Origin of the sequence: Jidongwangia harbinensis, from assembly GCF_020216025.1 — a bacterium.
GTDB classification, from domain to species: Bacteria; Actinomycetota; Actinomycetes; order Mycobacteriales; family Micromonosporaceae; genus Actinoplanes; species Actinoplanes harbinensis.
Window position 1 is genome coordinate 256,069 of the sequence record NZ_JAIWNC010000009.1, and the last position, 22,458, is coordinate 278,526.

A 22,458-nucleotide genomic window follows, 5' to 3' on the forward strand; every position below is an offset into this window, starting at 1 on the left:
TTCGAGGCCGGCCCGCAGGGGCGGCTCACCGTGGTCCCAGGCCAGGCCAGGACGGGCGCAGCAGTCGGGCGGCGTTCGGCTCGGCGTTCGCCGATCGGTGTTGGCCGGGGGTCGCCTGGCAGGTGAGGTCCCGTTTCGGGAGCACGCCGGTCGCCAGGTAGGTGTCCACCGCCTCGACCGCGCAGGGATTGCCGTCGTCGTAGACGCCGTGTGCGCGGCCCTGCTCGACCATGACCAGGCGGGATCCGCGTAGCGCCCGGTGCATTCCCTCGCCCATCGCGCCCGGAGTCTGCAGGTCCCACTCGCTCTGCACGACGAGCGCCGGGACTCTGTTGTCGATGCGCAGGTCGGGCTCGGCGCGGGGCAGCGACCAGAAGGCGCAGGCGTTGACGTTCGTCAGGAAGTCGCCGACGAGCGGATACCGGCGCAGGCTCGCGTTGATGTCGTCGAGGGCGCCCTGCCTGCCCCGCGGCCAGGTCGAGCTGTCGTTGCAGAGAATGGACCAGAACGGCGAGGTGAACGCGTCGTTCGGGAGGCTGTCCCCGGGGATTCCCAGTTCGTGCGGTTCGCCGCGCAAGGCCCGTTGCAGCTCTTCGAGGTACGCGACGCCGGCTTCCGGGCCGGTTATCGCCGCGTTCGCCATGTCGGATCGCGCGTGCTGTTCGACATAGTCCTGGCCGTCGATGACGATCGGCTGTCGGGCGACCTGATCGGCCAGGTCGCGGAAGGTCTTCTCGACCGCCTCAGGGCTGCTGCCGTAGTGGTAGGTGGCGTCGCGCTCGGCGGTCCACGCGGTGAACCGGGTGAAGGCTTCCGTGGCGGCCTCGGCCATCGCGTCGAAGACGCCGCGCCAGACCCGCGCGGGGTCGAGGTTGCTGTCCAGCACGATGCGGTCGGCACGGTCCGGGAACAGCTGCGTGTACGCGGCGCCCAGGTAGGTGCCGTACGAGACGCCGAAGTAGGAGATCTTCCGTTCGCCGAGGACGGCGCGGATCAGGTCCATGTCGCGCGCCGTGTTGCGGGTGGAGATCTGGCCCGCGTTCGGGGTGGCCGCGCACTTGGCCGCCACCGCTTGGGCGGTCGCCACGTCGTGGTCGAACCGCTCCGGCCGGTACGGCCTGCTCTGCACCGCCTCGTCGCCGGTGAGCCCGCAGCTCAGTGGGCTGCTCCGGCCGATACCGCGCGGGTCGAAGCCGAACAGGTCGTACTGGTCGAGGATCGCCTGGGGCAGCCGCTGCCCGCGCCAGTAGGGCGTGTCCAGCCCGGTCATGCCGGGGCCGCCGGGGTTGAGGAACAGCACGCCGCGGCGCTTGCCGGGGACGCTGGTGTCCAGCTTGGAGACGGCGATCTCCAGGGTGCCGGCGTGCGGCCGTCGATAGTCGATCGGCGCGTCGATGGTGGCGCATCGCAGCTCGGCGGGCAGGTCGTCACCGCAGGTCTGCCAGTCGAGTGGCTGCTTGGTGAGCCGGTCGGGCAGCGCGCCCGGCGCGGCAGGACGGGCGGTCTCGGCGTTCGCGTGCGGGGTCACCAGCAGCATCGCCGTCACGATCACCGCGACGCCGCCAAGACCGACGATCGCGGGTGTACGAACCGTTCGTTCCCGGGGAGCGCGCATGCCGGGATGGTAGGACGGACGCGCTACGGGTGCTCGGAGACCGCAACCCCGTAGCCCTGCGCCTGCAGGGTGAACAGCGCCGCGTACGGGCCGCCGGCCGCCATCAGCGTGTCGTGGTCGCCCTCCTCGGCGACCCGGCCGCCGGCCAGCACGATGATCCGGTCGGCGGCCCGGACGTTGGCCAGCCGGTGGCTGATCACCACCACGGTGCGGTCGGCGAACAGCGTCCGGACCGAGGCGAACAGGTCGTGTTCGGCGCGCGGGTCGAGGGCGGTGGCGGGCTCGTCGAGGATGATCAGTTCGGCGTCGCGGTGGAACGCGCGGGCCAGCGTGATGCGCTGCCACTGGCCGTCGGACAGGTCGCGGCCGCCCGCGTACTCGCTGCTCAGGATCGTGTCGTAGCCGTCCGGCAGGCGGCCGACGACGGTGTCGGCGCCGGCCGCCCGGGCAGAGCGAATCACGTCGGCGCGGTCGGAGTGGTGGCCGAGCGCGATGTTGTCGTGCGCGGACATGGCGTACCGGACGGCGTCCGGGAACACCACGGCGATCCGCCGGCGCAGCGCCTCGGGGTCGTAGCAGGCGAGGTCGGTGCCGTTCCAGGTGACCGTGCCGGCGGCGGGGGTGAGCAGGCCGGCGAGGAGCATCGCGAGGGTGGATTTCCCGGAGCCGTTCTCGCCGACCAGGCCGATGGTCTCGCCGCGGCGCAGCGTGAGGTGCACGCCGTCGAGGGCGGGGCGGGGCGCGCCCGGGTAGCGGTAGCCGAGGTGGTGGGCCTGCAGGACGGCGAGCCGGCCGGGCGGTGCCGCCGCCTGCGGCGGGCGCCCGGCGGCGGGAGCGAGGGCGCTGAACCGGTGCAGGTCGGTGAGGAAGTGCGCGTTCTCGAACAGCGCGGTGAGGGCGCCGAACGTCGCGTCGATCCGGGTGGCGAGCAGGCGCACGGCGAGCATGGCGGCGCCGGCGTCGGCGAGCGCGATCCGGTCGTGCACGAGCGCGAGCAGCAGCACCAGCATGGTGGCGGTGGCCACGCCGGCGTTGATCAGGCCGGCGAGGGCGGCCTGCCGTTGCCGGCGGCGGACCAGCGCGTGCAGGTCGCCGAGGTAGCGGTCGCAGAGTTCGTCGTAGCGGGCCCGGAACGGTGCCTGCAGCGCGAAGGCGCGTACCTCGGGAGCCTCGGCCCGGCCGAGCAGTACGGCACGCAGGTGCAGGCGCAGCCGGGCGGTGGTGCTCTGGCTGACCGCGAACCGGAACTCGGCCCATCCGCTGTGCCGGGAGACCAGGAGCAGCGGTACGCCGGTGACCGCCAGCAGTGGCACCAGCAGGGGGTGCAGGGCGGCCAGGGCCAGCGTCAGGCCGGCGATCGCGGCGGTTCCGCCGGCGAGCTGCATGACGTTGTGGGCGAGCTGCAGGGGCCGCTCCACGGCGTGCGTCTGGACCCGCTGCAGGTGGTCGAAGAAGGCGGGGTCGTCGAAGCGTTCCAGGTCCACCGTGGAGGTGACGTCGAGGATCTGGTCGTACGCGGTGCGCTGGGCCTGCTCGCCGAGGAGCCGGTGGTGCAGCGCGAGCAGGGGGGTGCACAGGCTGGCCGCGGCACCGCAGGCGGCCAGGACGGCGAGCGGGAGGACGACGTCGCGTACGCCGGACTCGCCCTGGTCGGCGGCGAGCACCCCGTGCAGCGCGGCGCGCCCGGCCAGCACCTGCGCGACCAGCAGCCCGGCCGAGAGCAGGTGCAGCGTGGCGACCAGCGCGCAGCGCCGCCGGTCGGCGCGGTGGAGGAGCACCACGGCGGCGCGGACGGTGCGGCACAGCTGGGTCAGCGACCGGACCGGACCGGCGGGAGTACGCACGTTCGTACAATAAGGTATTTATGGGATTTTCCGGACGACGATGGAGTGCGCGATGCTGACTTTGCAGCCCGACGCCGTGCAGTGGCATCTGGTCGAGGGCGAGGTGATGGCGCTCGACGTCGTGCGCCGGGAGTACTTCTCGGTCAACGGCAGCGGCGCCCTGCTGTGGCGGCTGCTCGCCGAGGGGACCTCGGACGTGCTGCTGGCCCGGGAGCTGAGCCGGGAGTACGGCCTGGCCGAGGCGACCGCCGAGGCGGACGTGGCGGACTTCCTGGCCGTTCTGCGCGAGCGCCGCCTGCTCGCCGACACCTAATCCGTCGCGCCGAGGAGCAGGCGGACCACCTCGGGCATGCAGTCGAACGTCTTCGGCCGGACCAGCCGGATCATCGGCAGGGCCGCCAGGGCGAGCGGCACCGCCAGGTTGCCGTCCACCGGCTGCGCGGTCCGGTGGGTGGCGACCAGCCCGAGCCGCTCCCGCGGCGGGACGGCGACCGCCCGCACGCGCTCGCCCCACTCCAGCACCACGGTCCGGACCACCGGCGCCTGCAGCACGCGGGGGGCCGGCAGGGTGAACCGGAACCGCCCGTCCGCGCGGACCTGGCGGCTGCGGTCGGTCAGCGCGAGGCGGGCGGCGGCGTCCGGGCGCAGGTCCAGGCAGCGTGGCCCGGCGTGGGCCAGGCCGTCGCGGACGTTGAGGTGGTCGTCGGTGAAGATGCCGAGTCCCTCCCGCAGGGCGAGCCAGGCCATCGTCGAGGTCTTGCCGCCGCCGCTGGGCGCCAGCACCGCCACCACCCCGTCGTCGGCGAGGACCGCGCCGGCGTGCAGCGTGTCGCCGCCCCGGCGCAGCGTGGCCGCGCAGGCGGCGAGCGCCAGCAGGGGGTGGATCATCCCGTCCGGGTCGGCGTACGCGGTGGGGCCGGTCCAGGTCACGCCGTCGCCGGCCGCCTGGACGTCGACCACCCAGTCGTCGCCGGAGAAGATCTCCTGCCAGCCGGGCTGCCGGGGCCGGACGGTGCCCACGCTGACCGCGAGCGCGGGCCAGCTTTCGGCGGCGTCGTTGAGGTAGCGGTGCCCGAACACCTGCGGGTCGAGCCGGTAGCCGTAGGCGCCGACGGGACGGGTGGCGATGTCGGTCATGGCTCTCCCACAGCTGATGGTTATTGGGGTATATCGTCCTTTTTGTCGGTAGCATACGTGGAAACCAGCCTCACCTGACTAAGGGGAAACACATGACACCGGTGTACGCGCCTCCGGCGCTCGCCCCGCTCGGCTCGCTGCGCAGCCTGACCCGAGGGTCCGGTCCCGAGGGCACCCCGATCATGATGTTGACGCCACCGTTCGCTCCGCGCCAGCGCCGTCCGTACCAGCCCCCGGCGATCGCGCCGCTCGGTTCGCTGACTTCGCTGACCAGGGGCGCCGGCCCGGACGGCGAGCTCGTCGTCGCGGCCACGGGGGGCGGGATCCCCGGCGGATTCGGCGCGGCCGACGTCGCTCCGGCCCTCTGACGAGAACGGGAGCAGGGTCGTGAGTGCACCGGCGACCGCCGCGAAGGTGGCGGCCGACAGCCGCCGGATCGACGAGGTGACCGCCGAGAGCGTCCGCGCACTGGACGCCGCCGGCATCCCCCAGCTGCTGCTGAAGGGACCCACCACGGCCCGCTGGCTGTACCGGCCCGGTGAACTGCGGCCGTACAGCGACACCGATCTGCTCGTCCCGGCGGCGCTGCACGAGCGGGCGCAGGCGGTCCTGGAGGACCGCGGCTTCGTCGACCGGTGGTCCGACTGCCACCCCGGCGTGACCGCCCCGCACGCGGTGACGCTCTACCGTCGGCGGGACGGCGGCACCGACACCGTCGACCTGCATCACACGCTCGGCCTGGTCACCGACCCGGACGCGCCGGTGTGGGACGTCCTGTCGCGGAATGCCGTCGACACCGTCGTCGGCGGCCAGCGGGTGCGGATGCCCGACGAGGCCGGCCGGTGCCTCGTCGTCGCGCTGCAGGGCGCCCAGGACGGACTGGCCGGCGCGAAGGCCCAGGAGGACCTGCGCCGGGCGCGGCGCACGGCCTGCCCGGCGGCCTGGGACGAGGCACTCGCCAGGGCCGGGAAACTCGGCGTCGAGCATCCGGTCCGGCTCGGTTGCCAGTTGGTCGGCGCCCCGCTGCCCGGCACAGCGCCGGACGGGAGCTGGGGCGAGACGCCGCTGGAACTCCGGCTGCGGCTGATCGGAGCGGCTCCCGGTGCGGGCAGCCTGGCCGCCCTGCGGCTGCACCGCGGCACGGCGCTGCTGGGCTACGTCGCCCGCCGGCTGCTGCCACCGCGGCGTTACATGACCGAGGTCTACGGCGCGCGGACCACTCCGGCGCTGTGCGGCGCCTACCTGCTCCGCCTGGTGACGCTCGCGTTGCGGACCCCGTACGCCGTGCGTGACCTGCGCCGGGTGGCCACCCCGCCGGAGGCCATGCGGGCGTCCGGGTCCCCCCGCTAGCGGGCGCGGGCGACCGCGTACCCGGGGTTGGTGGGACCGGGTCGTTCGGCCGCGAACTCGACCAGCTCGAACCCGCCCGCGGTCAGTTCGGCGGCCACCTCGGCCTCGGTGAACCGGTGCACGTAGGTGGGCGCCAGATCGTCGCCGACCTCGACGGCCGGCGCCCGGCGCAGCCGGCGCACGGGCCGGGCCACGGCGGCCACCAGCCCGGCCCGGCGCCCGTCGTCGGCGCGGGTGTAGAACGACGTCAGCAGCGGGGCGCCCGGCAGCAACCGCCGGCGCAGGCCGCCGAGCATCGAGACCCGCCGCTCCCGGCCGGTGATCAGCATGTACGCGCCCCAGCCGACGATCGCCCCGGCGTACGGGCCGCCGTCCGCGGGGGCCCGGTCGCGGCCGAGGTGGTGCAGTTCGGCGCCGGGGCAGTCGTGCCGGGCGAGCAGGTCGCGGCCGTAGCGCACGAGGGCCGGGTGGCACTCGTAGCCGACCGCCCGGTAGCCGAGGCGCGCCAGGGCGAGCGCCTCACGTCCGCCACCGGCGCCGAGCACGACCAGCGCGCCGCCGGTGGGGAAGTACTCGGCGACGGCCCGGCGTTCCCAGTCGAACAGGCCGCCCAGGTTGTGCGCGTCGGTCCGGTAGTTCGACCGGTGAACGTACTCGGCCTCGTCGAAAGCATGCAGGTCGTGGCGGTCGAGCAGGCCGAGCCACAGTCCGGTCTGGAGGATGTCACCGGCTCGCAGGCCGGTGCGGTAGAGCCGGGACCACCGCCGGTACGCCCGCGCCTTGAGGCTCATCCTGCGTCGCCAAAACCGCGCATATAGGACGTCATTGGTACATACTACGTTCGGGATCGAGCGGCGGGAGTGCGCGTTGGCCTTCGGAGCGGACTATTTCCGGGACGTCCGGCGGTTCGGTGTCGGGATCGGCATCAACCCCTCGGACTTCCACCCCGGTTACCTCGCCGACCCGGTGGACTTCCTCGAGATCACCGCGCCCAGCGTCCGGCACCGTGGGTCAGTGCCGTACCGGCTACAGCTGGCGTCCGGCACCGGCGGCGGGTTCGAGCGGCGCGGCATCCGCGAACTGGCCGGGTCCGCCCCCATCCTGGTGCACAGCACCAACATCAATCCGGTGTACGCGGACGCGCCGGCCGAGGCCGATCTTCGTCCGCTGCGCGAGCTGCTGGTGCTGGCGGACGCGCCGTGGGTGACCGAGGATCTCGGCGTCTGGCTGATGAGCGAGCGGCACGTCTACCCGCACTTCATGCCGCTGCCCCTGACCCGGGACACGCTGGCCGTGGCGACCGAGAACATCCGGTTCGTGCAGGACGTGCTCGGCGTGCCGTTCAACGCCGAGTTCCCGCCGATGACCTACGTCGTCGGCGACATGAACGCCTTCGAGTTCTTCGCCCGGCTCTGCGATGCCACGGGTTGCGGCATGTGCGTCGACGTCGGCCACGTCCTCAGCTACCAGCTGGCGCGGGGTGCGTCGGCGTCGGCCGACTTCCACCGCATCCCCTGGGACAACGTCACCGAGATCCATTTCGCCGGCGGTGCCATCGACCTCGTCCGGGAGGGTTTCGAGTATCACGACGAGCACGGCGATCTGGAGGTCGTGTCGATCTGCCTCGACCTGATCGACGAGATCGTCGGGACCGCGCCGAACCTGCGGGCGATCGCGCTGGAGGTGTTCGGTGCCCGGCTTCCGGGACGGGCGCTGGACCGGCTGCGCGCGGCGCGGGAACGGCCGGCGGTCGCGTCCTGGCTCGCCGGGACGGCCGCGGACGCGGCGGTGCCGGATCCGTCCGGGGGCCGGGAGCGGGTCCGCGCGTTGTCGGTGGCGATGTTCGACCTCCTGCACACCGACCAGCCGGTCTCCGGCAGCCGGATCGGCGGCGTGGCCGAGGTCTTCGCGGTCGGCGAGCAGCGGCGCTGGGACCGTGACCGGCAGGCCCGGCTGAAGGCGCTGGGCCGGAGCCTGGTGGCCTTCTACCCGGTCACCGCCGGCTGGATCCAGCGCCTCCGGGAATGGACCACCGAGCAGATGTACGGCCGGCTGATCGCCGCGGTCGACGGCACCGCCCCGCCGGGTGCCGAGACGGTGGCGGACGGACTGCGCCGGCTGGTCCCGGACGGCGGCGACACCCGGCTGCTGTACGAGCTGCTCGACGGCGAGACCTGGATGAACCAGTGCGCCAGCGGCCTCGCGGTGCCGCACAAGCGCCGCATCGGCATCGACCTCGACGCGGCCGCCGCGGCGCTGGCCGATCCCGCCGCCCGGCTCGAGTCGTTCGCCGCCCCGGACGAACTGATCTACCTGGGCGCCGGCGGGTTCGTCCGGCGCGGACCGACGGCCGTCCCGCCGGTCCAGGCCGCCGAACCGGCCGCGTGCGGTACGGCCCGCTGCTGCACCGGCGACTGAACGCGCCGCCGTGGCAGTCTGGGTCGCATGGATCAACCTGTGAACCTGAGCGCGGCGCTGGCCTCCTTCGACGAGGTCTACAGCCCGCGCATCGTGACCCGGGTCAACGACTACGACGTACGGATCGCGCACACCCGCGGCGACCACCTCTGGCACGTGCACGAGGACACCGACGAGTTCTTCCTCGCCCTGGACGGCGAGTTCTCCGTGGCGCTGCGCGACGCGGACGGCGCCGAGCGCACCGTCACGCTGCACGCCGGTGACGTGTTCGTGGTGCCGAAGGGCACCGAGCACAAGCCGTCGTCGACCGGCGGCGCGATCCTGATGTTCGAACCGACCGGCACGTCGACGACCGGGGACCGGCACGAGGGTGAGGTGCCCGCGCACGTGGACAGCACCACCGGTCATCAGCTCACCTGACCGAAACCGGCCCTCGATCCGTGAACCGGGCGGAGCCGTGGCACGTCTTTGCGGCATGCGGAGCAAACCGCAGTGACGTGACCGGAGGAGAGCGATCGTGGCCTATTCCCCCACCACGGAACGCCGCCCCGGCTGGTTGCGCGCCCTCTGGGAGCGGATTCTGCGCAGCGTGCGGCGGACGCGGGAGGCGCCGGAGCAGCCGTCGGCGCCGGACCCGGGCCTTCCCACCGGAAGTGCCGCCGTTCCCTCGGCCGCCCGGTCCGCCGTTCCCTCGGCTGCCCGGTCCCCGGAACTGCGCAATCCGTTCCAGGTGGACCGCGAGCCCGTGGCCGGGGCCGCCGTGGGCGGGTACGCCAGGGCACGCGGGCAGGCCGATCGCACGGCGTTCATGGCTCCCGCCTCGACCGGGCACCCGACCCTGGGCGGAACCGCGGACCCGGCCCTCGGCATCGACGTCGGCAGAAAGGCCCCGTCCACGGCCGAGGGGACCGTGCACGTCCGCGGTAACGGAAGGGTGTACAGCGAGGCGCAGTGGACCGGCCAGCGTAACGACGAGCAGATCACGACGGAGGTCCGCCGAAGCGCGATCGACCTCCAGTACGTCTCCCGGGACGGCTCCATCCTGGGACCGGAAGCGCTACGCGGTCTCGATCGAGAAGCCAGGAACGGCCTGACCCCGATCGACCTGAACCGGGTGCCCGTCGGGTTCGCAGCCCCGGACGGGAGAGTGTTCACCGCGGCGGAGACGCGCGGCGCCGATCTGGCGAGGAGCGGTCTGACGCCGGTCGACCTGAGCCGGACGAGCGTCGGGTACGCCGCTGCGGACGGGAGGATCTTCGGCGACGAAGCGGCGGACCGCACCCGGGTGCGCCTGGACCGCGACCAGAAGTACATCTCGGACGACGGGAGCATCTACCGCGGCGCGGAGGTCCGCCGAGTATCCTCCGACAGCGGCGGCGTGCGACCGCTCGACCACCCGATCAGCAGTGGCTTCGTGTCCTCGAACGCGCGCCTCTACACCCCGGAACAGGCCGCGGAACTGCGTGCTCGAGGGCAGGGCGACAATCTGCGAGAAGTGGACATGAACCGGATCGACCAAGGTTACGTCGCGCCGACCGGGCAGGTAATCGATCGGGGCGAACTGCCGGGTATGTCTCCCGCGGACCGTGCACAGTTGTCCCCGGTCGATCGGGGCCGGTTGAATGTCGGCTACGTTTCCCCGGGCGGGGTCATTTCGCCCACCAGACAGGCCGATTCGACGGCTATGGATATGAGCATGGTGCGGGTCGGCTACCTGTCTCCGCAGGGGCTCGTATACCCGTCGATGCCTCAGGAAAAGGGAATCGCCGCGCAGGTGACGCCGATCGATATGAACCGTTATGTGACCCCCGGATCGCAGCAGAACGTCGCGAAGGCAGCGAACGCGGCGGTCAGCCCGACCCCCGCGTGGGCGGGCCGGCAGCAGCCCGCCGTGGCGGCGAGTCGGGGGCCGGTGGCCGCGCCCGCCCGTCCGGCCAGCCCCGGTAGATGACGGTCCGGCGCTGTGGTCCGGGGTACGGCGCGTTCAGCGGTCGAACTCGCCGGCCGCGACACCGCCGAGGAAGGCCCGCCATTGCGCGGTGGTGAAGACCAGGATCTGCCCCTCCGGGTCCTTGGAGTCCCGGACGGCAACCACGTCGAGCAGGTTGTCCGCCACTTCGACGCAGTTGCCGGAGGACCCGGATCGGGTGCTCGTGCGCCACTGTGCGCGAGACAGGTCCATGCCGCACCCCTTTCGCTAGGTCGCCAGATCGGCCGAGATCCTGTTGAGCGTGTCCCGCGTTTCCTGCGGACCGAACGACAGCGCCTGCAGTTGCTCGTAAGCGGCAGAGTACGCCGATACCTCTGCCGGACGCTCCAGATATAGGGCGCCGGTCAACGTATCCACGTACACCATCTGATCCTCGGCGGCGTCCGGATACGGTTCCGGCAGCGGCGGAAAGTTGAGAATCACGAAGCTGCCGTCGAAACCGACCCCCGCGGCGTACGGCAGCAGCAGGATCTGGATGTTGGTCCGATGTGATTGGTCAATTAATCGGTCGATCTGAGCCTTCATCACGCCCGGCCCGCCGACCAGCCGCCGCGCCGCGCCCTCGTCGACCACCACCCGCAGCAGCGGCGGCTCGTCCGCGGTGAGCACGGCCTGGCGTTCCATCCGCAACGCGACCTGACGCTCCACCTCGTCGTCCCGCATCGGCACCGGCGCGCCCCGGAACGCCGCCCGCGCGTAGTCCTCGGTCTGCAGCAGACCCGGCACCATCTGGCACTCATAGGTCCGGATCGCCGAGGCCTCCGACTCCATGCCCACATAGGTGGTGAACCAGTCGGGGAGCACATCGGAGTACCGCTGCCACCAACCGCGCTGCTTCGCCTGCCGGGCGACCGCGATGACCGCCTCCGCCTGGTCGCCCGTCACTCCATAGAGGGACAGGAGTGCCCGTACGTCGTTGGGGTGTGGTCGTACCTCGGCGCTCTCGATCCGGGACAACCAGCTGGCGTCGTGGTCCACCCGCCGGGCCGCCTCGGCGGCCGGCAGGCCCGCGGAATCCCGCAGCCTGCGCAGCGTCAGGGCCAGTCGGCGCCGTCGGATCGTGGGACTCTGCCGGGAGGTCACGGCCCATCCTCCCGCGTGCACCGAGCGGTGAACAACAGCACGCGAGCGGGCAAGATCGATTCCGCATCATGAATTTCGCATCTTGCGAGTTTCATCGATGTCATGCGACGGTGGACTTACCGATCGTGCAGGTCCGGTCACGTCACCGAGGCGAGCGAGGCGACATGCAACTCCGGCGGAACGCGCCGCAGGCGGGACCCACCGGACCGGACGACCACCTGGCCGGGCGCCCCAGCTGGGACTGCCGGTCGTGCGGGCGCCCGTGGCCGTGCCACCCGGTCCGGGAACGCATGACGTCGGAGATGGACCGGGTGTCCCTGGCCATCTACATGTGGACCAACCTCGAGGAGGCCATCCACGACATCCCTCGCGGCCCGGTCTCCGACCTGTTCGACAGATTCATCCGATGGACCCATTGAGGTACGGGGTGCCGGCCGGTCCGCGGCAACGGACCGGCCTGCTCCGCCCGCCGTGTGGAGGCAGGGTGCGCTCTGCGCCGTAGGGCGACACGGGTCGGTCACCCGTGCCCGGGCGTGTGGAGGTGAGGTGCGCTCCGTGCCGTAAAGCGACACGCGTCGTCACGCTGCCCCAGCGTGTGGAGGTAGGGCAAGCGCCCGCACTCGGGAACGAAGGTGTGGCGCAGCCGAGGTGACCGGCAAGCGCCGGGGGGTGTCAGAAGCAGGTGGCGCAGACGCCGACCGGGCCGCCGGGCCGCACGGGCGGGTACACGCTGCCGGTGTATCCGCCGGCGACGACGTCCTTGGCCACCAGCGGTGCGTCCGGATTGAGCGCTTGCGTCCGGACGGTCGGGAAGTTGGAGCCGTTCTTGGTGATGGTCACCAGCGAGCAGACGGTGCGGACATTGTCGCCGGTCAGTACACAGACGCCGTACTCGCCGACCGACGCTCTCGGCAGGACGGCGGCGCCGAAGCCGCGCGTCGCGCCGGGCTCCGCGGACCGGAACAGCCGGATGTTGTATCCCGCGGCGGTGCCGGTCGTCTTGTCGGCCGAGTACGAGGCGATGCGGAATCCGCCCTGGCTGACCACGGGCGCGCACTGGGTGGCGCCGCCGAAGACGACGAACCAGGCACCGTCTTCGTCCAGTTCGGTCTCGGACAGGCTGGCGGTGGCGCACGGTGCCATGGCCCAGGGCTCCGGGTCCGCCTGCCGGGCGGTGGCGGGTGCGGCCCCGGCGAACAGGGTGGCCAGCGCCGCAACGAGCGTGACTAGACGGCTTTTCATCAGGGCTCCTGGGTGTTCCGGGTGGTCGACGGGGTGACATTCGGTAGCGGCACCGCACGGGCGGCGCCGAGGATCATGGCGAGCTGGAAGCGGTTGTCGACGCCGAGGCGGTCCATCAAGCCGCGCAGGGTGTAGACCACGGTGCGCCGACTCAGTCCGAGTTCGGTGGCCGCGGCCGCTTCACTGTGACCGGCGATGAGCAGGGACACGATGGCTCGTTCCCGGGCGCTGAGCATGACAGTCGGCACCTCGTGCTGGTGGGGGTCGCAGGCGGTACCCCAGAGCGTGTAGAAGAGTCCGGCCAGGTGGGCCACGGCATCCGGATCGGAGATCAGGAGCGCTCCGGCCTCGAAGTTCGCCGGATCAGCCGGGAACAGGGCCGCGCGCCGGTCGAAGACCATCAGTTTCAACGGCAACGACGCGGCTTCCCGGTACTCGCCCCCGGCGGGGAGCCGCTCCCCGTGGCTGCCGTCGCGGGGCGTCAGTCCGAGCAGGCGCACCCGGATGCCCCGCGACACCAGGGACCGGTCCAGCGGGGCGGCCGCCGCCGCCGCGTCCGCGCTGATCACGTCCTCGGTGTTGATGGCCAGGTGTTCGCCGCGTTCCGCGGCGACCAGCTCGGCGATCCGGGCCCGCGCGGCCGCCCGGGTCGGCAGCCGGCACACGGCGGTCGCGGGAATCCGTTCCAGGTGCAGGCTGGACACGGCGGCCACGTGCCGGCGGAGCTGCTCGCTCCACACCTGCGGCGCGCGCCGTTGCCGCAGCCCCGACACCACCTGGTCGGCGTCGACGGCGTGCCAGTATCGCGCACGTCCCTCGGCGCGGATTCGTACCGCACCGGCGGCCACCAACTCGTCCAGCGCCCGGCTGATCGGTGCGACCTCCACGCCGAGGTCCCGGGCCAGAAGCCGGGATGTGCTCGGCCCGAGCAGGGCCAGCGTGCGGTACGCCAGATCCGCGTGCGCCGACAGCCCCCATCCACCCAGCGACGGTACGACCACCGGGCCGGATCGCGGCCGGGTAGCCGTTTGCTGCACCACCATGTCTGCTGCCTCCCCCGTGACAACTCCGCGAAGTGAACCTTGTCCAGCCCGTCCGGCGCTAGCCCTTTCGGCGTTCCTTTGCGCACGTGCGCAACGCGGGCGGCCCGCGCGACCCCGGCGACGGTTGCGCGGGTGCGCAGCCGATCTGCGCGGGGGTCTCGACGGCGGCGGATCCGGGTGGCGCAATGACGTCGTCATCGAGCCGGATCAAGGTCCGCGGTGTCGCCTTCCCTTCGATCACCGGACGGTCCTGGTGCCGTCCGCGGGGAAACATGAGTAAGGAGAACGGATTCCGGATGAGACGCCTTGGTTCAGCACGTTCCATCGTGGCGGCGGTCGGCGCCGTCCTGGTGGCCATTGGGGGCATCGCCGCTCCGGCGAGCGCGGCGGTGCGGCCGCCGGCCGCGGTGCAGTCGGACCCCACCTCGATCGACGACAAGTACGAGGCCGCGGCGGTGCTCGGGTGGGTGCCGCGCGAGGAAGTCACGCTGTCGGACCGGAACTTCGTCACCGTGCTGTGGGAGAAGGCCTCCGAGCGGCACAACCCGGAGGTGAAGGAGGCGGCGCGGCGGGCGTTCAGCGATGCGACCGACGCCGAGGCGGCGTCGGCCCGCTTCATCACGGTGGGCATCTTCGAGGCGAACGACCGTGACGTCGCCCGGAAGGCGCTTCTCGCGGAGTTGAGCACGATCCGGCTACGCGCCGCCCAGGAGATCAACTGGGTGCCGGCCACCAACACTGAGCGCAACACGTTGCTGGATCAGACGCTGCAGAACTTCCTGCTGGACCTGTGGCGCCGGGCGGCGAACTGGCCGCAGGTCAAGGCCGCGGCGGAACCGTTGACCCGGGCCGAGGCGACCGACGACCAGCGTTTGGAGTTCCTGAAGACCGACCTGTTCGCGAAGGCGGAGGCGGATCGGCAGAACGAGATCGCCGAGGGCAACGCCGAGGAGGTGGCGGCTCAGCGTGCCGCTGCTCTGCGTTCGGCCAAGCAGAAGGCGGTCGCGGCCGCGTTGCGCCGCTCGGCGACGCCGTACGAGCTGGATGACCTGGATGACCGCGAGCTGATCTACACGTTCGCGACGGACAGCCCGGGCACACGGGTCAAGGCTGCTGCGACGGTGGCGTACGCCGACCCGTCCCCGGACGCCTGGCTGGCATTCATCTACACCGGTGTGCACCTGGCCAACAAGGTCGACCTGGACGAGCGGGATCTGGCCGATGCGCGCGCCAACGAGGTGCGGGTGCGCGACATCATGTACGCGGCCGAGGAGGACGGGTTCCTGCCCAACGTGGTGGCGGCGGCCAAGACGGCACTGGAAGGGGTGGCGCTGGCGCGCAGCCAGTTCCTGCTCGGCGGCCACGACACCGCCCGCGCCGCGGACATCATCAAACCGGCGGCCCATCGCACGGTGATGCTGCAGGCGGTCGGCTACAAGGCGTGCGTTGCCGAACCGCAGTGGTGGTTCGCCATTCAGAATTACGACGAACGGAACGCACGGCTGGATCCCTGCAACCAGAACCTGGCCACCCAGCTCTGGAGCCTGTTGCCCAATGGCGACGGACGATACCGGCTCCAAGGCAATCTGCTGGAAAACTGCCTCTACCCGGCCGTCGGGAAGGAGCAGCAGGACGGTGCCCCGATCGTCGGCCTAGGCTGCGGAGAGCGCGATACGGACCTTACCGTCTGGGAGTTGATGGACGCCGGGAACGGCACGGTGGAGATCCGCAACGTGAGCACGAACAAGGTGATGACCGTCGCGGCCGGGTCGAAGACCGGTTACCGGAACCTCGTGCAGGACCCGAACGGGCATCTGGCCACCCAGAAGTGGCGCCTGATCGATCCGACGCATCAGGCGACCGCGTCGAAGCCGCCGACAGGCTCTTTCCGGATCAAGAACGTCAAGGCTGGTCGATGCTTGCGGCCGGCCGGAGCCCTCGATACACCCGGCGAGGGCGGTCTCGCGCCCTACGCAAAGGTTGAGGTGCGCGACTGCGGGGACGGTCCCGAGCAGATCTGGGACGTCCTATCCGTCTCCGGCACTCGTTTCGAGCTGCGTAACCGGGCAACGCAATGGTGTCTCCTGGAGAATTCGTTCGCGCTGGAGACTGTTGGCCGGGAGGGGGCCGCGCAGAGTTACTGCGGCTACAGCGATTCGCAGTGGGCGGTCATGCATCGCGACGGCGGAGTCGCCCACCTCCGTTCCGCCGACAATGGCCTCTACCTGGCCACTCCGGTCGCCGAGACGGCGAACGGCACCGTCGTGACGCAGGCCGAGTACTCGACGTCCTCGAGCCAGAAGTGGCGCTTCGAGCCCGTCGCGGAAGGGTCGGTTGCGCCGGCCAAACTCTGGACGCCCCCATCCAGCGCTCCGCAATTCGCCGGAACTCAAATCCTGTATCAACCGGAATGCGCCCGGTCGATCGTCGGGTCTGGAGACGAGTGGCCAGTCCTCTGGCGCACGGATTGGGACAACGCCACCAGGGGCCTCATCCGTGACGACGACAGGTCGTGGCCCTACGGGGACTGGGCCAAGTTCGACGTCTGTGCGGTCGGAGCGGTGAGTAACAACAGCATCAAGATCACTATGAAGAACGCCGATACAAACGCCTTCGTGCGCGAGGCGACCACCACCGATCCCGACCGCATGCTGGTCGCGGACCAGACCAACGCGGAAAAGGCAGAACACTTCGTCCTGCAAGACCGGCTCGGGCCACAAAGGGGCTGTTCGGTCCTCCAATCGCTGTCCTCGAAGAAGTATGCGGCCAGAGATCTGTCGGCGACCGGGAGTTCGGCGAACGCCGTGCGCTTCTTCAAGGACGGCCCCACCGATGCTGGTACCTGCCTGGGCTTCTGGATCCCGTAGTTCGTCGACGGGCGGCGCGCACTAACCTGTGCGCCGCCCCCGATTGTGCAAATTTCTGATCGGCACCGATCGCCCTGTGACTCCGTCGTCGCAGGTGCCGGGCCGTCATTCGACCGTGGGCCCGGGAGGCATTCGGATGCGAAAGGTCAATCGCCGGAGATGGCTGGCAACGGCAATTCTGGCAACCGTGATGGTTCTCGGGACCGCGCCGTTCGCGGCGGTCGCTGCGGTCAGTGAGGCCGACCGCGAGCGGGTCCGCTGGCGTGCCCTGTCCGACGGCCGCTGGGAGGTCCGGACCGCGGCGGTGGTGGCGCTCAACAGCACCGCGGACAACGCCGTACCGGCGTTCCTGCGGACCGGTCTCTCCGCGGCCATCAGCCGGGCCAACGCCTTTGAGCGCGCCAACGTCGCCGAGATCCGGTACTGGCTGCGGATCTCCCCGGTGGACTCGGCCGTCCACATCGGCTGCGAGCGGGCGCTGGCCGCCACCCACGACGAGAAGCAGGACTTCATCGACACCGGGTTGGCCGTCGCTCAGGAGCTGGACGCCTCCGGGCAGTACGAGCACGACCGGGAGGTCGCCGCCCAGGCGCAGGAGGACCGGAACTTCGTGGCATCGCTGGCCGAGACCGATCCCGGTCCGCAGGTGCGGGCAGCGGCGGCCACCGCGATTTCTCGGGGTACGGACGCCGACATCGCCGACTTCTTCGACTACTACTGGACCGCCGGCGCGCGCCTGGACGACGAGGCGTACCGGCTCGCCATCAGTGACCTGGACCTGCGGGGCACCGCGGCGCTCGCCCGGTTGCGGGAGGCGGCGCTGGCGGCCGAGGCGGCCGAGGCGGGGGCCAGCGGCGAGGCGGCGGAGAAGCTGCGCGCCGAGACGCTCGCGGCGTGGCAGGCGGTCGCCACGGCAGCCGGCGGCACCAGCGAGAACTGGGCGGCCGAGCGGGACCGCGCCGCCGCGCAGGCGGCGAGGTGGCACGACGTGGCCGAGCACGCGCAAGGCGCCACCACCGAACAGGACTGGGCCGGCGTGCTCGCCCGGGCCGGCACGAACGCGAGTGCCTGGGAGGACGCGGTCCGCTGGGCGCAGGAACAGGCCGCCCGGTGGGCGCAGCTGGCCGACGAGGCTCGGGCCGAGGCGGTTGTCCGATGAGGACCGTGCCCGGGCGGTTCCTGCGCGTCGCGCTCGTTCTCCTGCTGAGCGTCACCCTCGCCGGAGTGGCCGCTCCGGCGCAGGCGGAACCGCAGTCCGCGGTCGCGGCCAGCGCCGTCGACTGGACCGACGACGAGGCGCAGTGGTACCGCGACAGCGTCGCCGACATCGCCGACTACGCCGCCGAGCCCGAGGTGCGGGAGGCGGCCGCGGCGGCACTGGCGGCCGGTACCACGACGGCCGTCGCAGACTTCGTCAGCACGGGCTGGGCCCGGGCCCGCGCCGCCGCGACCGCCCGCAAGAGCCGGGACCGCGCCCAGGTCACGACCTGGTCCACCGCCGGCGGGACGAACGTGCGGGCCGCGGCGAAGCGGGCGTTGCAGGCCGGTGACTACGCCATCGCCGAGTTCGTGGCGTACGGCCACGAGATCGCCGAGCGGCTGGACCGTCCGGTCGACGACTCACCCGCCGAGCAGGAGCGGATCTACCGGCGGGTCGAGCAGATGGTCATGCTCGGCGGCCCGACCGTGGTCGCCGAGGGCAGCACGGCGCTCGCGTCCGCCGACCCGGTGGTGATCGCCGACTTCTACACCGCCGGCTACCCGGCGGCGGCCCGCAAGGACTGGGACAACCGGGAGAAGGTCCGCCGGGCGGTCGAACAGCGGAACGAGAGCCTGGACGCGCTGACCGCCGACGCGTCCGCCGCGGCGACCGCGGCCACCGCCCGGAGGGAGATCATCCGGGCCAACATCGACGGCGTGCGGTACCTCGAGGAGGCGCTGCTCGCCATGCGGCAGGCGGCCGGTGCCGCCAACGAGGCCGATCAGATCTTCGAGCAGGACCGCGCACAGCGTCCGTCCGGGCAGCGCGGGCGCACCGCCCTGCTGGAGGCGCGCAAGTCCGTCGCGGTCACCCAGGCCGGCCGGGCCAGCCAGGCCGCGTTGCAGATGAACGCCGTCATCGCCCGGGTGCAGGTGGCCGTGGACGACCTGGAGAGTTCCGGGCAGTCCCACGGCCAGGACTGGGCGCAGGTCACCATGGCGGTGGGCCTGTCCGCCCAGGCCGCGGCGCACGCGGCCGGGACGGCGGGCGCCGCGGCGACCGCCACGCTGGCGGACAGCCTGGCGCTGGACGCGGACCAGAACGCGACCCTGCACGCCGAGAACGCGGCCCGGTGGCTCGCCGAGACGCGGTACCAGGAGCAGAAGGCCAAGGACCTCGCCGCGGTCGCCAAGGCACAGCAGAAGATCGCCGAAGACGCCGCCCGGCGCGCCGCGGAGCAGCGCGGAATCGCCGAGGCTGCCGCGGACGACGCGCGCCGGCACGCGAACAACGCCCGGACGCTGCGCGCCGACGCCCAACGGGCAGCCGCCAACGCGGTAGCCCGGGCCCAGGCCGCCGGGGCCGCGCAACTCGCGGCGAGTGACGCCGTCCGGCGGGAATCGGCGGCGATCGACCGCGCCAACCGGTCCGCCGCGGAGTTCCGGGCGGCCACGTCGGTCTGCTACCGGGCCGAGGACGAATACAACGCGATCACCCAGGCCCTGCAGCGGGCCCGGGACGAGGCGATCGCCGCGGGGAAGGACGCGGACGAGGCGACCCGGGACTTGCAGGTGCAGGCGGATCGCGCTCGTGGGGCGTACCAGGCCGCCCAGGGCTGGGCGAACCGGGCGCGGGCCGCCGCGGACGCGGCCCGGGGCGAGGCGCAGCGGGCCAGCGTGGCCGCGCAGCAGGCCCGCGGCGCGGCCCAGGCGGCGCAGCAGGAAGCGCTGACCGCCCGACGTGCGTCGGACACCGCCGGGCAGGCGGCCGTGGACGCCGTCCACGCCGCGGAGGCCGCCCGGATCGGTGCGGTGCAGACCGAGGCCGAGGCCAGCGCCGCCGTGCAGGAGGCCGGCCACGCCGTCGTCCAGGCCGACATCGCCGGTGACGCGGCCGGCAGCGCCGCGGCGCTGGCCGACCTCACGGTCGACCGGGCCGGCACCGCCAGCTACATCGCGTCGCGGTTCGCCGCCGTCAACGCGGACGCCCGCAGCGCGATGGCGGTCGCCAGCGAGGCCATCCTGGTCAGCGAGCAGGCGGCGGCGGCCGCGGCGAGGCGGGCCGCGGAGGCGAAGGTGGCCGCGGACCACGCCACCGAGCAGGCCGTCGCCGCGGTCGGCACGATCAAGCCGGCGTACGAGGCGGCGGCCGGCGCGATTCAGGCCGCGAACACCGCCATCGACGCCGCGAACAAGGCGTACGCGGCCGCCGCGAGAGCCACCGACGACGCCGACGGTGCCAGCAACGCCGCCGCCGACGCCACCCAGTGGGAGATGGCGGCCTGGCGGGACGCCAGCATCGCCGACCACTCCGCCAAGAACGCCACCAACGCGGCGGCCGCCGCGGGCCGGGCCTCGGCCAGCGTCGACCGCGCCTACGCATGGGCCAAGAACGCCACCGCCGGCATCCACACCCAGGCCACCAAGCTCGCCGAGGCCCTCACCGGGTTGACCGACGAGCGGGCCCGGCAGGAGGCGATCGCCCGCGAACAGCAGGAGTTCGAGGACAAGGTCGAAGCAGGCCTGTTGTCCTTCGCCAGTTGCGCGACGGCCAGCAGGGCGTGCGCGAAGTTCGTGGAACTGATCCGGCCCAGCCTGCGTACGGCCCTGGACGCCACCAAGAGCCACCTCGCGCTGCTCGGGAAGTGCTACACCGGGGACAACAACGCCTGCGCCGAGGCCCAGGCCAACGGCGACCAGGTCATCGACTTCTTCGTCCAGGTCGCCGCGGGCCTCTGGCAGGGCGCCAAGAACCTGGTCCTCGGCCTCAAGGCGATCGTGGACTGCACCAGCTGGGTCGTCGTGGGCTTCCACGGCGAGTACTTCCAGAACAACTGCGGCAAGGTCGTCGACGGCCTGGAAAAGATGCCGGAGATGCTCCGGGAGCACCCGCTCGAGCTGATCCACATCACCGAATGGCGGGAGAACCCGGGCAAGGCGCTGGGACTGATCCTGTTCGACGTCGCCACGTTCGCCATGCCCGGCGTCGGGCAGATCGGCGGGGCCCTGTCGAAGACCGCCGCCGGGATCAACAACCTGTTGCGCCTGGGTATCACCAAGCTGTCCGGCGGCATCGGCCGGATCGAGCGTTTCGCGGTCCGGGTCGCCGACGTACCCGGCGAGTCCTCCGGCCGGGTCGCCCAGATCCTCAACGTCGGACTGCGGATCGAGAACGGCACCGCGAAGTTCGACGAGGCCGTCGCGCTCATCGACAACGCCGTGTACAAGGTCGACTCGACGGCGGCGCGTATCGACGGCGTGGTCGACGACCTCGAAGGGGCCGTCGTCCACCTCCAGGACGGTGTGGTCACCGTCGAGAACGGCGTCGCCCGGATCAAGGATCTGGTCCTCAGGATCGATCGCGATGTCGACCTGCCGGACACCCCGCGCGCCTGCGGGCTAGCCAGGGTTCGGGCAGCCGCCGCGGCCGCGCCGATCCCGTGCAACGGCACCCAACCCGACGGCAGCTGGAGGCACAACGAGAGGGGCGTCGACCTCACGCTCGACGCGACGGCCAACCGAGTGGCCGACGACGTGCTCAACAGGGCACTGCGGGCCGAGCCGTCGATCTCGTCGCGAATCACGGAGCTGATCGGCTCCTTCCGCGGCGCCACTCTGGAGGGCTGGCGCTTCCGGCTGAAGGGCGAGAACTCCCTCAAGCGGAAGCTGGCCACGACGCTGGACGGCAACCGGGACAGGACACCCGAGGGTGTCCTGGCGAAGGTCGGCGACAACATTCGTTACACTGCGACCTTCCCCTTCGAGCAGTATGTGAGCGCAGTCGAAGAGGCCGTGAGCCTGATGAAGAGGCAAGGATTTGAGCTCGCCGCGCCGCCGCGGAACGGTTGGGCGGGAGCGATGGGACCGTACAAGGGTCTCAACCTGACCTGGCGTGACCCGGAGACCGGTCATCTTTTCGAACTGCAGTTCCACACACCCGAAAGCTTCAAAATCAACAAGGTGGAGCACCCGTTCTACGAGATAGGCCGGCTACCCGGCGAAGGCACGTTCCTCACGAAGGCAGAGGCGAACGCCGTCTCCAAGGGCTTGTGGGCGACCGTTCCCACCCCGCCCGGAGCGAAGGAATTCGTCTTCGCGTTGGGCGCGTGACTCATGTTGAGCCTCGGCCCACGCCATTACCTCGCGATCGTGGACGCCCAGCACACCGTCAAGGAGCCGCTCACCGTCGTCCGGGTCTTCGACGAGGCCGGAGCGGACGGCACCAGGGAGCTGTCCCGCGACGACGTGCTCTGGGTCCGGACCACGTTGCTCGATCGGATCGCGACCGGCGAAGTGCCGCTCCGCGCTGTGCCGATCACCGAGAAGCAGGCCCTGCGGATCCGCGAACGATGGGAACGCCGCATCTCCTACCGGTACTCCGTCGTGGTCGACGCGGACGACCCGACGGAGGAAACCCTCGGGGTGGTCCGGGAGTGGGATGCCTCGGCCGGGAATGCGGTGCACGAGGAGAGATACGTCGGATACCAGGTGCAGCAATGGCTCCCCAGCAACAAGCGGTGGGAATCCGAGTACGGGCGGGGCGACACCACGCCGCGGCTCATACCCACCGACGCGGCGACGGTGCACCAGTACATCAGCGCGCTGAAGGGCTGGTGAGGGCGATAGCGTGCCGTACCCCTGAGTAGGGGAGCCGTGGCGGTTGGTTACC

Annotated in this window: 19 protein-coding genes; 11 read left to right on the forward strand and 8 right to left on the reverse strand. The window is 71.8% G+C overall.

Annotated elements, in window-relative coordinates:
- Positions 1-25: 25 nt before the first annotated feature.
- Positions 26-1,615 carry an alpha/beta hydrolase gene (locus tag LDL48_RS14775; protein ID WP_225255671.1) on the reverse strand — a complete coding sequence of 530 codons (1,590 nt, stop codon included), beginning with the start codon at positions 1,613-1,615 and terminating at the stop codon, positions 26-28.
- 23 nt (positions 1,616-1,638) lie between these two features.
- Positions 1,639-3,459: an ABC transporter ATP-binding protein gene (locus tag LDL48_RS44515; protein ID WP_225255672.1), complete on the reverse strand. Its 1,821-nt coding sequence runs from the start codon at positions 3,457-3,459 to the stop codon at positions 1,639-1,641.
- A 52-nt stretch (positions 3,460-3,511) separates the two neighbouring features.
- Between LDL48_RS44515 and LDL48_RS14785 the strand changes: the two genes are divergently transcribed.
- Entirely contained in the window at positions 3,512-3,772 is a 261-nt protein-coding gene (locus LDL48_RS14785; protein ID WP_225255673.1) for a PqqD family protein, read from the forward strand.
- Here the strand turns inward: LDL48_RS14785 and LDL48_RS14790 are convergent.
- The gene (locus LDL48_RS14790) at positions 3,769-4,596 is read right to left on the reverse strand and encodes a hypothetical protein (RefSeq protein ID WP_225255674.1); all 828 of its coding nucleotides are present in this window, start codon (positions 4,594-4,596) and stop codon (positions 3,769-3,771) included. The genes LDL48_RS14785 and LDL48_RS14790 overlap by 4 nt on opposite strands.
- A gap of 92 nt (positions 4,597-4,688) precedes the next feature.
- Here LDL48_RS14790 and LDL48_RS14795 point away from each other — a divergent pair, with 92 nt between their 5' ends.
- Together LDL48_RS14795 and LDL48_RS14800 are read left to right on the forward strand one after the other, a co-directional pair.
- Complete coding sequence (locus tag LDL48_RS14795) at positions 4,689-4,964, forward strand: hypothetical protein (RefSeq protein WP_225255675.1); 276 nt, start codon at positions 4,689-4,691, stop codon at positions 4,962-4,964.
- Positions 4,965-4,983: 19 nt separating this feature from the next.
- Complete coding sequence (locus tag LDL48_RS14800; RefSeq protein WP_225255676.1) at positions 4,984-5,946, forward strand: nucleotidyltransferase family protein; 963 nt, start codon at positions 4,984-4,986, stop codon at positions 5,944-5,946.
- Here LDL48_RS14800 and LDL48_RS14805 read toward each other — a convergent pair.
- Positions 5,943-6,737: a class I SAM-dependent methyltransferase gene (locus tag LDL48_RS14805; protein ID WP_225255677.1), complete on the reverse strand. Its 795-nt coding sequence runs from the start codon at positions 6,735-6,737 to the stop codon at positions 5,943-5,945. The genes LDL48_RS14800 and LDL48_RS14805 overlap by 4 nt on opposite strands.
- Before the next feature lie 76 nt (positions 6,738-6,813).
- On the opposite strand from LDL48_RS14805, the gene LDL48_RS14810 reads away from it, so the two are divergent.
- The 3 genes from LDL48_RS14810 to LDL48_RS14820 all read left to right on the forward strand — a co-directional run bounded on the left by LDL48_RS14810 (position 6,814) and on the right by LDL48_RS14820 (position 10,315).
- Complete coding sequence (locus LDL48_RS14810) at positions 6,814-8,364, forward strand: multinuclear nonheme iron-dependent oxidase (protein ID WP_225255678.1); 1,551 nt, start codon at positions 6,814-6,816, stop codon at positions 8,362-8,364.
- A gap of 27 nt (positions 8,365-8,391) precedes the next feature.
- A complete protein-coding gene (locus LDL48_RS14815; protein ID WP_225255679.1) occupies positions 8,392-8,784 on the forward strand; it encodes a cupin domain-containing protein in 393 nt (130 codons plus the stop codon).
- A gap of 97 nt (positions 8,785-8,881) precedes the next feature.
- Complete coding sequence (locus LDL48_RS14820; protein ID WP_225255680.1) at positions 8,882-10,315, forward strand: hypothetical protein; 1,434 nt, start codon at positions 8,882-8,884, stop codon at positions 10,313-10,315.
- 33 nt (positions 10,316-10,348) lie between these two features.
- Here the strand turns inward: LDL48_RS14820 and LDL48_RS14825 are convergent, their stop codons facing one another.
- A complete protein-coding gene (locus LDL48_RS14825; RefSeq protein WP_225255681.1) occupies positions 10,349-10,546 on the reverse strand; it encodes a DUF397 domain-containing protein in 198 nt (65 codons plus the stop codon).
- Positions 10,547-10,561: 15 nt separating this feature from the next.
- Complete coding sequence (locus LDL48_RS14830) at positions 10,562-11,437, reverse strand: helix-turn-helix domain-containing protein (RefSeq protein WP_225255682.1); 876 nt, start codon at positions 11,435-11,437, stop codon at positions 10,562-10,564.
- A gap of 164 nt (positions 11,438-11,601) precedes the next feature.
- Here LDL48_RS14830 and LDL48_RS14835 point away from each other — a divergent pair, with 164 nt between their 5' ends.
- Complete coding sequence (locus LDL48_RS14835; RefSeq protein WP_225255683.1) at positions 11,602-11,856, forward strand: hypothetical protein; 255 nt, start codon at positions 11,602-11,604, stop codon at positions 11,854-11,856.
- Between the two features lie 253 nt (positions 11,857-12,109).
- Here LDL48_RS14835 and LDL48_RS14840 read toward each other — a convergent pair whose 3' ends face one another.
- Both LDL48_RS14840 and LDL48_RS14845 read right to left on the reverse strand, forming a co-directional pair.
- Positions 12,110-12,679 carry a hypothetical protein gene (locus LDL48_RS14840; RefSeq protein ID WP_225255684.1) on the reverse strand — a complete coding sequence of 190 codons (570 nt, stop codon included), beginning with the start codon at positions 12,677-12,679 and terminating at the stop codon, positions 12,110-12,112.
- Positions 12,679-13,722, reverse strand: a complete 1,044-nt coding sequence (locus LDL48_RS14845; RefSeq protein WP_225255685.1) for a LuxR C-terminal-related transcriptional regulator — start codon at positions 13,720-13,722, stop codon at positions 12,679-12,681. The genes LDL48_RS14840 and LDL48_RS14845 overlap by 1 nt, the downstream gene beginning before the upstream one ends.
- A gap of 86 nt (positions 13,723-13,808) precedes the next feature.
- Between LDL48_RS14845 and LDL48_RS44520 the strand changes: the two genes are divergently transcribed.
- The 4 genes from LDL48_RS44520 (at position 13,809) to LDL48_RS14865 (ending at position 22,406) form a co-directional block, all read left to right on the forward strand.
- Positions 13,809-16,589 carry an RICIN domain-containing protein gene (locus LDL48_RS44520; protein WP_225255686.1) on the forward strand — a complete coding sequence of 927 codons (2,781 nt, stop codon included), beginning with the start codon at positions 13,809-13,811 and terminating at the stop codon, positions 16,587-16,589.
- 190 nt (positions 16,590-16,779) lie between these two features.
- Positions 16,780-17,748, forward strand: a complete 969-nt coding sequence (locus LDL48_RS14855; RefSeq protein WP_225255710.1) for a hypothetical protein — start codon at positions 16,780-16,782, stop codon at positions 17,746-17,748.
- Positions 17,745-21,899, forward strand: a complete 4,155-nt coding sequence (locus tag LDL48_RS14860; RefSeq protein WP_225255687.1) for an ALF repeat-containing protein — start codon at positions 17,745-17,747, stop codon at positions 21,897-21,899. Before LDL48_RS14855 ends, LDL48_RS14860 begins: the two co-directional genes overlap by 4 nt.
- A gap of 39 nt (positions 21,900-21,938) precedes the next feature.
- Positions 21,939-22,406, forward strand: coding sequence for a hypothetical protein (locus tag LDL48_RS14865; RefSeq protein WP_225255688.1), 468 nt, complete (start codon positions 21,939-21,941; stop codon positions 22,404-22,406).
- Positions 22,407-22,458: the final 52 nt, after the last annotated feature.

What these genes read in the sequence shown, in the direction of transcription:
- LDL48_RS14860 (WP_225255687.1), top strand. Translation starts at nt 17,745, where the DNA reads ATGAGGACCGTGCCCGGGCGGTTCCTGCGCGTCGCGCTCGTTCTCCTG.
- LDL48_RS14805 (WP_225255677.1), bottom strand. Translation starts at nt 6,737, where the DNA reads ATGAGCCTCAAGGCGCGGGCGTACCGGCGGTGGTCCCGGCTCTACCGC.
- LDL48_RS14845 (WP_225255685.1), bottom strand. Translation starts at nt 13,722, where the DNA reads ATGGTGGTGCAGCAAACGGCTACCCGGCCGCGATCCGGCCCGGTGGTC.
- LDL48_RS14835 (WP_225255683.1), top strand. Translation starts at nt 11,602, where the DNA reads ATGCAACTCCGGCGGAACGCGCCGCAGGCGGGACCCACCGGACCGGAC.
- LDL48_RS14825 (WP_225255681.1), bottom strand. Translation starts at nt 10,546, where the DNA reads ATGGACCTGTCTCGCGCACAGTGGCGCACGAGCACCCGATCCGGGTCC.
- LDL48_RS14795 (WP_225255675.1), top strand. Translation starts at nt 4,689, where the DNA reads ATGACACCGGTGTACGCGCCTCCGGCGCTCGCCCCGCTCGGCTCGCTG.
- LDL48_RS14840 (WP_225255684.1), bottom strand. Translation starts at nt 12,679, where the DNA reads ATGAAAAGCCGTCTAGTCACGCTCGTTGCGGCGCTGGCCACCCTGTTC.
- LDL48_RS14855 (WP_225255710.1), top strand. Translation starts at nt 16,780, where the DNA reads ATGGTTCTCGGGACCGCGCCGTTCGCGGCGGTCGCTGCGGTCAGTGAG.
- LDL48_RS14785 (WP_225255673.1), top strand. Translation starts at nt 3,512, where the DNA reads ATGCTGACTTTGCAGCCCGACGCCGTGCAGTGGCATCTGGTCGAGGGC.
- LDL48_RS14815 (WP_225255679.1), top strand. Translation starts at nt 8,392, where the DNA reads ATGGATCAACCTGTGAACCTGAGCGCGGCGCTGGCCTCCTTCGACGAG.
- LDL48_RS14790 (WP_225255674.1), bottom strand. Translation starts at nt 4,596, where the DNA reads ATGACCGACATCGCCACCCGTCCCGTCGGCGCCTACGGCTACCGGCTC.
- LDL48_RS14775 (WP_225255671.1), bottom strand. Translation starts at nt 1,615, where the DNA reads ATGCGCGCTCCCCGGGAACGAACGGTTCGTACACCCGCGATCGTCGGT.